This is a genomic window from Bacillus sp. ISL-57 (assembly GCF_018613135.1).
GTDB lineage: Bacteria > Bacillota > Bacilli > Bacillales > DSM-1321 > Peribacillus > Peribacillus frigoritolerans.
Window position 1 is genome coordinate 227635 of sequence record NZ_JAGGQV010000008.1, and the last position, 12753, is coordinate 240387.

At 32.5% G+C, this 12753-nt stretch carries 13 protein-coding genes and 1 pseudogene; 5 read left to right on the plus strand and 9 right to left on the minus strand.

The features are described 5' to 3' along the window. The first annotated feature begins 65 nt into the window (after positions 1-65). Positions 66-2258, plus strand: a complete 2193-nt coding sequence (locus J7I90_RS14255; RefSeq protein WP_214772444.1) for a DNA topoisomerase III — start codon at positions 66-68, stop codon at positions 2256-2258. 278 nt (positions 2259-2536) lie between these two features. Here the strand turns inward: J7I90_RS14255 and J7I90_RS14260 are convergent. After that, positions 2537-2830, minus strand: a pseudogene (locus J7I90_RS14260) (HNH endonuclease signature motif containing protein); the annotation flags it as partial. Between the two features lie 235 nt (positions 2831-3065). Here J7I90_RS14260 and J7I90_RS14265 point away from each other — a divergent pair. The 3 genes from J7I90_RS14265 (at position 3066) to J7I90_RS14275 (ending at position 6480) form a co-directional block, all read left to right on the plus strand. Further along, positions 3066-3431: a hypothetical protein gene (locus tag J7I90_RS14265; protein ID WP_214772446.1), complete on the plus strand. Its 366-nt coding sequence runs from the start codon at positions 3066-3068 to the stop codon at positions 3429-3431. Positions 3432-3851: 420 nt separating this feature from the next. Beyond that, complete coding sequence (locus tag J7I90_RS14270; RefSeq protein WP_214772447.1) at positions 3852-5843, plus strand: hypothetical protein; 1992 nt, start codon at positions 3852-3854, stop codon at positions 5841-5843. A 1-nt stretch (position 5844) separates the two neighbouring features. Continuing rightward, positions 5845-6480: a putative bacteriocin export ABC transporter gene (locus J7I90_RS14275; RefSeq protein WP_056520936.1), complete on the plus strand. Its 636-nt coding sequence runs from the start codon at positions 5845-5847 to the stop codon at positions 6478-6480. Positions 6481-6781: 301 nt separating this feature from the next. Here J7I90_RS14275 and J7I90_RS14280 read toward each other — a convergent pair whose 3' ends face one another. Together J7I90_RS14280 and J7I90_RS14285 are read right to left on the minus strand one after the other, a co-directional pair. Continuing rightward, complete coding sequence (locus J7I90_RS14280; RefSeq protein ID WP_057219383.1) at positions 6782-7114, minus strand: YolC/YozM family protein; 333 nt, start codon at positions 7112-7114, stop codon at positions 6782-6784. Between the two features lie 212 nt (positions 7115-7326). Continuing rightward, complete coding sequence (locus tag J7I90_RS14285; RefSeq protein WP_214772448.1) at positions 7327-7794, minus strand: hypothetical protein; 468 nt, start codon at positions 7792-7794, stop codon at positions 7327-7329. Positions 7795-8192: 398 nt separating this feature from the next. On the opposite strand from J7I90_RS14285, the gene J7I90_RS14290 reads away from it, so the two are divergent. Further along, positions 8193-8930 carry a hypothetical protein gene (locus J7I90_RS14290; RefSeq protein ID WP_214772450.1) on the plus strand — a complete coding sequence of 246 codons (738 nt, stop codon included), beginning with the start codon at positions 8193-8195 and terminating at the stop codon, positions 8928-8930. Positions 8931-9703: 773 nt separating this feature from the next. Here J7I90_RS14290 and J7I90_RS14295 read toward each other — a convergent pair. From J7I90_RS14295 to J7I90_RS14320, 6 genes are all read right to left on the minus strand, one after another. Then, the gene (locus tag J7I90_RS14295; protein WP_214772452.1) at positions 9704-9904 is read right to left on the minus strand and encodes a hypothetical protein; all 201 of its coding nucleotides are present in this window, start codon (positions 9902-9904) and stop codon (positions 9704-9706) included. A gap of 190 nt (positions 9905-10094) precedes the next feature. Further along, positions 10095-10361, minus strand: coding sequence for a hypothetical protein (locus tag J7I90_RS14300; RefSeq protein ID WP_214772454.1), 267 nt, complete (start codon positions 10359-10361; stop codon positions 10095-10097). Between the two features lie 37 nt (positions 10362-10398). Next, complete coding sequence (locus tag J7I90_RS14305) at positions 10399-10734, minus strand: hypothetical protein (RefSeq protein ID WP_214772456.1); 336 nt, start codon at positions 10732-10734, stop codon at positions 10399-10401. A 180-nt stretch (positions 10735-10914) separates the two neighbouring features. Next, positions 10915-11589: a hypothetical protein gene (locus J7I90_RS14310; RefSeq protein WP_214772458.1), complete on the minus strand. Its 675-nt coding sequence runs from the start codon at positions 11587-11589 to the stop codon at positions 10915-10917. A 198-nt stretch (positions 11590-11787) separates the two neighbouring features. Further along, positions 11788-12048, minus strand: a complete 261-nt coding sequence (locus J7I90_RS14315; RefSeq protein ID WP_214772459.1) for a CPCC family cysteine-rich protein — start codon at positions 12046-12048, stop codon at positions 11788-11790. Positions 12049-12236: 188 nt separating this feature from the next. Continuing rightward, entirely contained in the window at positions 12237-12518 is a 282-nt protein-coding gene (locus J7I90_RS14320; protein ID WP_214772460.1) for a hypothetical protein, read from the minus strand. Positions 12519-12753: the final 235 nt, after the last annotated feature.

The following is a 12753-nucleotide window of genomic DNA, read 5'->3' on the forward strand; positions in this document are numbered from 1 at the left end:
GACAATTACCTCCTTGAAATTATGTTATATTAGACGGTAAATAGTTAGTAAGGGAGTTTGAACAAATGTCAAAAAGTGTGGTAATTGCTGAAAAGCCTTCAGTTGCACGTGATATTGCAAATGTATTGAAGTGTAATAAAAAAGGCAATGGATTTTTAGAAGGCGATAAATACATCGTTACGTGGGCATTAGGACATTTAGTTACACTAGCAGATCCAGAGGCATACGATATTAAATATAAAACATGGAAATTAGAAGACCTTCCTATGCTTCCTGAACACATGAAGTTAGTTGTCATGAAACAAACTGGAAAGCAATTCAATACTGTTAAAACACAATTAAATCGCAGTGATGTGAATGAAATAATTGTGGCTACTGATGCAGGGAGAGAAGGAGAATTAGTTGCACGTTGGATTATTGATAAAGCAAAAGTTCATAAGCCTATCAAACGTCTCTGGATTTCTTCTGTAACAGATAAAGCTATTAAAGATGGATTCAATAACTTAAAACCTGGTAAAGCTTATGAAGACTTATATATCTCTGCAGTAGCACGTTCGGAAGCAGACTGGTATATCGGTTTAAATGCAACTCGTGCTTTAACAACAAAATTTAATGCACAATTAAATTGTGGGCGTGTTCAAACACCAACAGTTGCAATGGTTGCAGCACGTGAAGATGAAATTACGAATTTCAAACCTCAAACATATTATGGAATTGAAGCCCAAACAGATGGACTTAATTTATCGTGGCAAGATGCAAACGGAAATAGTCGTAGCTTTAATAAAGAAATGACTGATGCAATCGTGAAATCACTTGGAAGTAAAGATGCGACTGTTGTTGCCATTGACCGCAAAGCAAAGAAAACATTCGCACCTGCTCTATATGATTTAACAGAGTTACAACGTGATGGGAATAAACTCTTTGGCTATTCTGCTAAAGAAACATTGAACATTATGCAAAAACTGTACGAGCAACACAAAGTCTTAACTTATCCCCGTACAGATTCACGTTATTTATCCTCAGATATAGTTAGTACGCTTCCAGAGCGTTTAAAAGCATGTGCTATAGGTGAATATCGTCCTCTTGCAAATAAAGTGTTAAATAAGCCTATTAAAGCGTCAAAAGGGTTTGTAGATGATAGTAAAGTAAGTGATCACCATGCAATTATTCCAACTGAAGGTTATGTAAATTTTTCATCCTTCACTGACAAAGAACGCAAAATCTACGACCTTGTCGTGAAACGCTTCTTAGCTGTTTTATTCCCTGCATTTGAATATGAGCAATTAACAGTGCAAACGAAAATCGGTGATCAAAAGTTTATTGCTAAAGGAAAATCAGTGATTAATTCTGGCTGGAAGGAAGTTTATGAAAACCATTTTGATGATGAAGAATCAACAGATGATATAAAAGAGCAGCTATTACCTCGTATTCAAAAAGACGATGTAATAAAGACAAAATTAATCACTCAAACGTCAGGCCAAACAAAGCCCCCAGCACGCTTTACTGAGGCGACTTTACTATCAGCAATGGAAAACCCTACGAAATATATGAAAACAAACGATAAGAAGCTTGTAGACACGTTAAAATCAACTGGTGGACTCGGTACAGTAGCCACTCGTGCTGATATCATTGATAAATTATTTAATTCGTTCTTATTCGAAAAACGTGGCGGTAAGGAAATCTATATCACTTCTAAGGGACGTCAGCTTTTAGATTTAGTGCCAGAAAAATTGAAATCTCCTGCGACAACAGCTGAATGGGAACAAAAGCTTGAACTAATCGCAAAAGGGAAACTGAAAAAAGATGCGTTCATCAATGAAATGAAAGATTACACAAAAGAGATTGTCAGTGAAATTAAAGTTAGCGATAAAAAGTATAAACATGACAATATCTCAACAAAATCTTGTCCAGACTGTGGTAAGCCAATGCTTGAAGTGAACAGCAAGAAAGGTAAAATGCTGGTCTGCCAAGATCGTGAATGTGGTCATAAAAAGAACGTGGCACGCGTAACCAACGCACGCTGCCCTCAATGTAAAAAGAAAATGGAACTACGTGGTGAAGGCGACGGTCAAATCTTCACATGTAAATGTGGATATCGCGAGAAACTATCTGCTTTTGAAGCAAGACGAAAAAAAGAGTCTGGTGGAAAAGTGGATAAACGCTCTGTACAAAAGTACTTAAAACAGCAAGAAAAAGAAGCTGAACCGATTAATAATCCATTTGCAGATTTATTAAAAGGGATGAAGTTTGATAAATAAACCTAGTTCTTAATTAAATATTGGAGTTTAAGCTTTTTTAAGCTAGCTGTAAAACATGAAGAACTCTTCACCTACCTCTCTAGATTTTATAGGGTGAGGAGTAGATTTGAAATAAAGTTTGATCAAGTTAATACAAGAAACCTTGATAAATGAATAAATAGAAAGGGCATGTTTTGAAAAAAGATAAATCAAAACATGCCCTTATACTATTTAATTGGATTATTCTTTTATAAAAAAGATTTATCATTTTTGTGTTCCATAATCAACTAACGCACCCGTTAGCTTAAGTAACTTTGTTCACAATCTCTTGTAGTTTCTTTCAGTTGTTTTCCATCTAATTGAAGAATGTTCCTATATCGTTCAATCGTCGTTTCACTAGTAGCATGTATTAATCTATGTACATCTTCATGCACGATTACAAGATTACTAAATTCATCTGTACCACCCATATGTCTGGGTAATTTATGGTGACAGTGCAGCTTGTCGGATTTCAAAAATTCCCCTGTTACTGCACATTTGCCTAGTTGCATAGAGTACCTTGAAATTCTGTTATCCGCAAATTCTAAGTTGTCTTTACCGTAAGGTTTATGTTACATTATTTTTTTGTCGAATTTCAAAAAAAAGCTGAAATAAAAATTAGGAAATTTATAGGATTGAATATCACTTATTAATATTTCATTCATTTCTTAACGGTATTATGACAATTTGTAACAATTTTATTGCAAAAACATTAACTTCCAAGTATATTAAAATATGTAAATATTTTTAAAAAGAGGCTACATAATATTTACAATTAGGGGGGGAAATATGAAAAAAGTAAAATCTATTCTCTGTTTAGCAATTATCTGTTTGAGTTTTCCATTTGTGGCACAAGCAGCTATTAAATACCCAGCTGTTGGAGCGCTCGCTGTTGATGCTGGAGAAAGTGATACTAAGGTTTTCTGTCGTATATGGGACCATAAGGCTTTTGGCAGTAGAGATGATGGAAAAAATTATGCAGTATTAGCAAAAGTTAAAGTTGGTAATACTGTATATTCATCTGGTTGGAAAATAGGGGAAGCATTTAAAAGTGCAAATAGAGTATGGTATGCTAATGAAACTTCTGATTATGATTATAAAAGTATAACGACAAAATATAAATCAGATTATAGTAATTGGGGAGATTCATATTAATAGTATTTAAAAGGTTATTATCACGTATTATGTGGCCAATAAAAAAATAGTTGGATAAATATATCCAACTCAGATTGTAGAAAAACCCCTAATTTTCAAAATGAGATATTGAAAAAGGGGTTTTTTGATGTTTTATTTGTCCTATTACCACAACATACGGGTATTAATTCATTGATACACCACTATATTTTGTAGTAAATAGATATGAAAAAAGCTGTCGAGACTTTCTCGACAGCCTGAGTTGGATAAATATACTATTTTTTACATTTAAAATATATACTAGTGTTTTGCGGTAATGAACTATACATATTAACTAGATTCTTTCAAAAATAGGCCCTTTTTAGGGCTTTTGGTAAAAATGCAAGAGTCAAGTAATTAAGCTAATGATATATATATTATAAGAAGATGGAAGGAATATATATGAAAAAAATATATATAATTTATTTGACTGGTTTAATGATTATATTCTCCTATATCTACACTAACTCTATTTATGAAATCTATGGGCTTAATAATATAGGAGATTCCTCATTAAATGAATATAAAGTAGATTATGAAACAGGTCAAGATTTATTAAAAGTCTATAAAGGACTTATTGAAGAGAACGTAGATTTTCAGATAGTAAAAAATCCAATGTCAGAAGATGGAAAAACCTATTATGATATTTACCATACAGATATAAACTCAGTAAAACAATATGTTGGGATTTCCAATAATATTTATCGGTATTTTAAAATGACAGAAGATGAGTTTATAGATAGTTCTGGATATTTTAGTGCAAATTTATCCGATAACCAAATGGTAGAACTTTCACTAAGGACTGCAGTAGACATTAAACCAGTAAGTAAGAATAGGTTGTCTTACAATCAAATTTTTAATAACAATCTATTACAATTTTTAGTATTAGGTATCACTACCTTTACAATTTTATACATATATACAATATTTAGATTTAAAACAAATGCAGTGAAAAAGTTAAGTGGTTTTTCTCCTACTAAAATAGTTATAACGAATATAAAGGAAACTTTACAAATTCAAGGAATCCTTATAACAATCTTGGTTGTGGGACATTCAGTATTTTATTTAATAACTGATAAATTTTCTTGGACTTATACAATTTTCTTATTTTTATTTTTATCAGTCGTTAGTATGATAATCATTTTGTTATTATTACTATTACAACATTTTGTAAGGAAAACCAATATCGTTGCAGCATTAAAGAATAAAATTTTTTCTAACAGGCTATATATGATTATTAATTTGATTAAGATTATATTAATTCTTTCTGTAACCATTCTAATGAATCTTGTTATTAATTATTACAAAGAGCTAGATGAAGTCTATAAAAAATATGATGACTATAAAATGTTAAATTCCTTGTATTCTTCGCATGGTAGAAATTCAGATGAATATGATAAATTACTCAACAATCCCCAAAGGTTAGAAGAAGTTGCAGACAATGTAAAGAAGATGTACGTCAAAAATATAGATCAAGCGTATGTTATGTTTGATCCAGTTCGTGATAATTTGGATCCAAATTTCCTAGCAAGTCGTGGAATATCGCGAGAAGAAGTAATGAATAATGAAAGAAACAATTTAATTTTAAATAAAAATTATATAGAAAACTATACTGACATTAAAATGGATTGGGATTTTAATGAGGATACCCCTACAATTCTTGTTCCTGAAAAATATAGAGATAGTGAAGAGGATATAAAAAAATATTTTATAGAAAGGTATAATACCACATTAAACTATAATACAAGATATGATATTAAAGGTAAGGAAGTTAGTATTGATGATTTACAAATTATTTATATTAACAATGGATATAAATATAAAATATTAAGTTCAATTCCCTATGAAGATGAGGTAGATATCGAACTTACTGATTCTATTATCATGCTTGATAATGGAAGTTTTGGAAGTGGTTTTTATTTCGATATGCTAGGATCTTCCCAGCTGGCTTTTAAGTTAAATGATAGGGAAGAATTTAAAAGTATGTTGATTCAGTATGATTTAGATAATCTATATATGGCACATAACTTGTTGACCCCGTTTGAATCTATTTTCAGTGGTTATGAATTTCTATTTGACCAAGCAAAGCTTTTTGTATTCTTATTTATCATTGTATTAATTTTTATCATTTATATATCAAATTATATAGATATGATTGTAAATGGTAGAAGTTATGCTGCAAGATATATGCAAGGGTATCATTTACTAAAGAATTTAAGGGCTAATTTAGTAATGATTATTTTTATGATCGGTGTTTCGAGTGTTTTGTATATTTTAAATGTAAATATTTTCATTTATTTGTTGTTTATCTTATATGATTTGGCATCTATGCTTTATTTGTATAATAAGCTAATAGTTAAAGACGTATATAAAGTAATGAATGGTGGGAATTAACTTGGAGATAGTAAGATTAGAAAACATATGTCAGGAGTTTAATGGAAATACGGTAATTGAAAACATTAACTTTTCTATAAATGATGGTGAAATGGTAGCAATCATGGGTAAGAGTGGTAAGGGCAAAACTACACTATTAAATATAATGGGATTAATCTCAAAACCATCTGAGGGAGATTTATATTTATTTAATAAAAAGAATGTTGATATCCACTCGAAAGAGGCAATGTTATTAAGACGTAATAAGATTGGTTATTTATTTCAAAATTATGGTTTGGTAGAAGATGAGACAGTAAAATGGAATTTAAATATTGCATTAGAGTACAAAAAGTTGTCTAAAAATGAAAGAGTACAAAAAATTAAAGAAGCACTAAAAATGCTCCATTTAGAGAAACTTATGGATAAACATGTATATAAGCTAAGTGGAGGGGAACAACAGAGAATAGCAATGCTAAAACTATATTTACAAGAAAGCCAACTCATACTAGCAGATGAGCCTACAGGCTCCTTAGATATAGAAAATCGGGATGTCATTATTCAAATGTTAAAGGATTTTAATAACGAGGGTAACACAATTGTTATTGTTACCCATGATAATCATATTGCTCAAACTTGTAGTAGAGTCATTAATATATAAAGAGGGGCACCAACATTTCGCGGAAAACATTTTCTGCGTTTTGTTGGTGGTATCCCTAAAATCATTGTACCATATTGGAAATATGTTCCTGTTTTGAGGCTGTTAATTCCTTTCCTGAGAATAACAGCCTTTTTTATTTAAACAGAGTATAAGACTGCCAGTTAGATTAATAAGCAACAGATCTAAAGTTCATCCAATGTAACAAAACCTCTATAATTATCAAGCTGAGCTTCTAATGTCTCATATTCCTGGTAATGAAATAAAGCACCCGTTAGTTTAAGTAAAATCCTTCACAAGGCTTTCAATTGGAAATTGGGTACCCATCTCTTATAGCTCTAACTATGACTTCATAATCCTTCATGCCATGCTTTTGGGCGATTTGAGCCAAAGAATAGGCCAGTTCATTCCGTTGTTCTTCCTCTATCGGCACATGGACTTTAATCGTTTTGTTATTTGGATTGACTCCGAGCGATTTAATATCATATTCATTAAATACCTTATTGCTTTCTTCCATGAATGCTCGGCTCTGTTCTTCCTTTTTCTGATTGTCTAAGTAATCATAGACTACAAAAAGTATATACGCAGCCATCAGCACACCTAACCCTAGAAAAACTCGTTTTTTTAATTTCTTCACTTTATATCTCCTTGTCCAAAATTCTGTCTCTTTTACATCCTTTTTAACTTTATCATATTTATCTATTTGTAGAACTATCTGGTATTTAGATGAATAAAAGCGACATAAAATAGGCTTCTCTCTTATTAAACTAAACTGCCCCGTTAGTGCCTTAAGGCTGCTTAAGCAACCTACCTTATTGAAGTAAAGCACCCGTTAGTTCCATAAAATTATCAGTCGTTATCTTCCGCCCAAAGGATACCTATATTATTTTTATCTATTACTAAGACTCCTGTATCAAATGTGGAGTCTGTGATAGATTGCCATCCTCTTAGCCTAAAGAAGCCATCATCCTCATCGAAGTCACCATTAGTATAATAAATAGCATTAGATAGAAATTCGTTTAAGAAATAATTGCTTAACATATTTGCTAAAGGCTTAGTTTCTAATTCAATATCATAAGCCATGTCCATTGATAAAATATATTCAAGGATTTTTTTAGCAATACTTTGGTCAATCTGCTTCCAATTTCCTTTTATCCTCTTAGGTTTAAGACCAAGTTCTTTCAAGAACAGTTCTTTTGCAATTTCATTTGTTGTAGTATTTACGAATTGATTCATGTCTTTGAAACTGCAAGTTACACTACCTGAATTTCTTTTGGCTAACAAAATTTCATTAAATTCTTCATGATTCTTAATCATAAAATTAACATCCTTTTATAGTATTTTTATACTTTTTCACGTCTTTCTTATAGCTTATATCCTAACAAAAAATTCATTAATATTCTTCAACTAACCTGCCCCTTTAGTTCATTAAGAAAAAAGTGTTACTTTAAAATAAATTTTGATCAAAGATCTCCCTTTAACTGTTACTTTAGGCGGTAATTTGCGTATATATAAAGTGCTATTTTGCATGCTAGATCCATTTAAAAGCTTAAGTACGTTTGTTTGAAACTAAGAGCCGAGACTAATTAATTAGTCTCGGCTCTTGATATTTACGATAGAATAGAAGTAATAATATTATGCCTATAATTTTCAGTGGACGCATCTTTAACACTAGGCAGAAAAGTTTAAAACGAAGTGAGCAGGGAGGCAAATAGGTGAAGAAATGGATCATAATATTAGTGGTGATTATTATAGCGTTAGGAACGTATTTCGCTTGGCCTAAAACGCATTTAAAAGAGCCAGTTGTCATGTCGGTTCAATTTGACGAAGCTGCTAAAACTCTAGCAGTCTCCTATATAGTTGAGCAAGATGATAGTACGTATGTAATGGAAATTGCACACGATACAAAAGGTTTTTATCCTCCTAATTCGAACGATAATGGGGATGGGGAAACGGATTATACACAAGTACTAGCAAAGCAAAATGGCTATGAGCTGCGAGAAGATATTGTTGAACTGTCAGACGATCAACTCACGTATTTTCTATCTCTAGAAGGACGTGTAGTACCCGTTGACATTTCGTTTGAAGCCTATTCACCAATTGAGACAATACTCGTGCTTTTATTGAAAGATGAGGCTGTTGAGGTAACAAAGAAAGATGAAGCACTTCTCTATACATTTACAGCACCCGAAGATATAACAATTGATTCGATTGGCCACTATGACAGCGTAGCGTCGATTTTCTTTGAAGAAGCTGAGTTCCCCTTAGTTCTTACAAGAGGACAATCTATCGATGTTCTCATTCACGAGCCGTATAAACTTAGCTCACACGATGAGCTGCTCCTTGAAATCACTACGACAAAAGATCAGTCGTTTACAAAGCATTTCCGTTTGACGCAGTCCATTCCAAAAGGATACTTAAAGCAAATCGTGAACGAAGCGAATGTGGAATAGACTTAATAGAAGTGAGCTAACTAGTCACTGTTCAACGAATGGCTAATTTGAAAAATTGGCAGAAATCTTATGTGACCACTTTGGATAATAAGATTTTGGCTAAGTTTTGAAATAAAGATTTATCAAAAGGTCCTCTTAAACCCCCATATTAGCGTAAATAAAAAGAATCCATTTTGAAAAAAGATTGTTCAAAATGGATTCTTTTCTTGTGATTTAGTATACAGTTTTTATAAAATAGTATGATTATTTTCAGATCCTTAATGAACTAACGCACCCGTTAGTTTAAGTACAAACCTTCACAATCTTGCTAACCTGCCCCGTTAGGTCCATAAAAAAGAAACTGTCCCAATCAATCTATGTTCTTTAACTAATGCGACTCGTTGAAGAACCAACCTAGTTTTTACTTTTTCGACTATAAAAAAAAGAAATGAGAAGATAAGTACCATAGAGGCAAGTAATAAAAAATATTATAAGTTCTAAATTAACTGTTCCAGACTTAAACCAAATAGTTAACGCAGCTAAAATGACCGCTATAAGGCAGGCGATAAAACTTTGAGTATGTGGTTTCAACATCAAAACCTCCTGTTCTGTTCTTAAAGACTTACCTTAACCTGTATTAGCTTATTTTTCTATTGGAAATGTTTCTCAATTTCACTCAACTAACCTGCCCTTTTAGTTGTATAAAAAAAGGAGCTGTTTCCAGCCCCATATAGAAGTAATGCACCCTTTTCGTTTAATTATGTGTCTGTTAGTAATATCAGGATGTTAACTGGTTATATCCTTTTAAGGCTGTTTATTAAGAAATGAATAATGCCAACAATCAGAAAAATATAACCAAATCCAATTAACCATTCAGGATTATTCATTTGCGTAGTAAGCTCTTCTAATAGACCTTGAGCAAAACTTGAATAACCAATTGCTAAAAATAGTCCTCCTCCTACTAGATAAAGAATTGCTATACTGTATTTTTTCAATCTAAATTCACCTCAAAAAATATTGTTCTCCTGGCGCTTATTCGTTATATTCGCTTTTATACGTTTCCCAAGTCAATAAAGTTTCAACCCTTATGGAACTATCCTGCCCCTTTAGTTCATTAAGCAAAAAGGCCACCAAATGGCAGCCCCAGTTCTCAACTAACGCACCCGTTAGTTCATTAAGGATATTTTATTTTTTTAACTGCTTATTTAAAAATACAAGAAATACTCTTTGAGATTTTTCCCTTTTTATAATTCTTTTTACACGCATTGTACTTTGTAAATTATGCCTAACATTTCTATTTACAAAAAACAATCGATGATATTTTTCATCTTCGTATATTTCTTTAAACCAAGTATGATTCTTCAGCATTTCTATATTTCGATCAATTTTTCGAGTATCCAAAGAATTATCACCGAATCCTGCGGAAAGAATGCCTAAAAGAAAATCTAACATAGCTTAATTATCCCCTGTTATTGAAGTAAAGAACCCTTTAGCGTAAGAAGAAAAATTGGTCAATAGACATTCCAAAAAATAATAAGGCAGCTACAAACCAAATTATATATTCTTTTTTATTTCTTTTGTTAACTATATAATTTTCAATCCCTATTAAAAGCATCACAAAACCTACTGTAATTTTTAAAATCGTGGAATATGTGTAATAAACTGTGGTATCAATTTCATTTAATGCTTGCAACGAAACAAATATTGCAATGATTGATAATAATATTTGTACAAACATCAGAGGTTTAATTCTGCGTGACAACTTCTCAAAAAAAGTATTCTTAATTTTATCTAGGAAAGAACGCATTTTGCCTATATCCTCCATGTTACTTTGTAGTTACTTCTTCTATCTTAACAAAACACCTTTCTTATTTATCTAGAAAGATGTTCCAACCTTATGGAACTAACCTGCCCCTTTAGTTCCATAAGAAAAAGAGCTGCTGATCAGCTCTTGATAATGAAATAAAGCTCCCGTTGGTTCAACAAGGGTTGGAAAGGGAAAACACTATTCCCATTCATAATCAGTCACCAGCTCAACCTTTTCCGGCATTATTTTTTGAAGAGAGTCTATTGTTGAAAAGTTTTCATCACTTGAGAATGCGGCTATATAATCGCCATCATGCCCTACCCAAAACATAGTGGAACTCTCATTTAAAGTTGCTATCAGGGTATTGGCTATCCATTTTAGTTTAATAAGTCTTGTTCGGTTATTTTTAGTCCTTTTTACGGGATAAGGTGACTCATGTTCCTTTTCCTCTAGTCTGAAGACATCTTGTTTTAAGGACCATAATGATAAGTTCAACATGCTCCCATTCCCGTGTAAATAAGGATAATATTGTTTAAATTGCTGTGGGCTGCGGATAATTGCCTTTACAAAGAACGAGTCTTTGCTACTCCCCTTCATATAATTGAACTCTATATTTTGCTTCTTAAACAGCTCTTCGTACTCTTCTAGTTGAAAATCATAGATTTCCGCCAGTGAATAAATAGGGTAATAGTTTGGGCTCTCCAGCCAATTACAAAAGAATTCTTCATGGGCATCTGTATAATCCCCATCGATATAACAAGAAAAATCTACGATATATTTGAACTCACCGGTTATCTCAAAAGGATAAGTGGCTTCTGGGCCAGGCTCAGTTATTATTTCTTCCGGAGGGAAGTAGCTTATTTCTACCTTCATGTTATTCGCCTCTCTTAAAAGGTTCGGATAGTTACATTTTTATTATATACCACGTGAAAATGTTGTTTTTACTGACTTATTAGAGTATCAGCTTGTTGAACTAACCTGCCCCGATAGTTCCACAAGAAAAAGCTACCCTAAAGACAGCTCCGATCTTCAGCTAAAGCACTTGTTAGTTTAATAATTCCCTATGTAAACTCATAACGGTTTCCAATTAGGATCTTTTATATCGGATTTATTTGGCTTTCTTACAAATTGTAAACTTCTTTCACCTTTAGCCCCAAATTTTTTGAAATTTTGTTGTGCTTCTCTAAAGGAAACATAATTTGCTCCATCCTCATCTGGATGTTCATATTGGTAACCATCATCTTCCCAAAAACAGATTTCACAAATATCATACGTTCCTGGAGGTTCTTCATCTAAAGTTTTATATCCACAGCAAGGACAAGTATATTTCATAAAATCACCTCGATACTTTATATAAATTTCACTAATTCTTTCTTGAGCTAACCTGCCCCGTTAGTGAAAAAGCTGCCTTAAAGACAGCTCCGATCTTCAGCTAAAGCACCCGTTAGTTTAAGAACACTCTTTCACAATCTTAACAATAGATAAAAAAAGCCGTCCTAAAAGACAGCTATTCAAATATATTAGTTTGAAATAGTTGGTACGAGTTTTGAAAATTTGCGATAACAGAAAATAGTTAATGTTAATGGTACTAAACTCCATAGATAAAAATATGTTCCATACTGGTTCCATCTTGCGGTTGTTGTAATCCCGTCAGCGATTTTTATCCCCATAAAATTTAACTGCAAATTCCCCTGTATTTGACTATTTGATAATCCGTAACCTTGCCCTACCATCATAATAAATAATAAGCCGAAGCACCCTGCAAGCCCTAAAAACAACCATCCTACTTTGTTTTTGTTCAAGTTACCCCCTCCTAAAAATGTTTGTCACAAAGAACATTCTACAAATATTGGTAAAATCCTTGTTGAACTAAACCTGCCCCTTTAGTTCCATAAGAAACTCCTATGGCGGCGCTCCTCGCCGCCACCATCTACTACGAAAATCCAAACTCAAAAATAGAGTCTAACCCATTAACCCCTTGACGATAATGGATGATAACAATACAACCAGGCTGAGCTTTTTTTGGTGGATCTTAAG

Bases quoted from the DNA above. Each gene is read 5' to 3' on its own strand.
- J7I90_RS14255 (WP_214772444.1), top strand. From the start codon at position 66: ATGTCAAAAAGTGTGGTAATTGCTGAAAAGCCTTCAGTTGCACGTGAT.
- J7I90_RS14265 (WP_214772446.1), top strand. From the start codon at position 3,066: ATGAAAAAAGTAAAATCTATTCTCTGTTTAGCAATTATCTGTTTGAGT.
- J7I90_RS14270 (WP_214772447.1), top strand. From the start codon at position 3,852: ATGAAAAAAATATATATAATTTATTTGACTGGTTTAATGATTATATTC.
- J7I90_RS14285 (WP_214772448.1), bottom strand. From the start codon at position 7,794: ATGATTAAGAATCATGAAGAATTTAATGAAATTTTGTTAGCCAAAAGA.
- J7I90_RS14300 (WP_214772454.1), bottom strand. From the start codon at position 10,361: ATGTTAGATTTTCTTTTAGGCATTCTTTCCGCAGGATTCGGTGATAAT.
- J7I90_RS14305 (WP_214772456.1), bottom strand. From the start codon at position 10,734: ATGGAGGATATAGGCAAAATGCGTTCTTTCCTAGATAAAATTAAGAAT.
- J7I90_RS14310 (WP_214772458.1), bottom strand. From the start codon at position 11,589: ATGAAGGTAGAAATAAGCTACTTCCCTCCGGAAGAAATAATAACTGAG.
- J7I90_RS14315 (WP_214772459.1), bottom strand. From the start codon at position 12,048: ATGAAATATACTTGTCCTTGCTGTGGATATAAAACTTTAGATGAAGAA.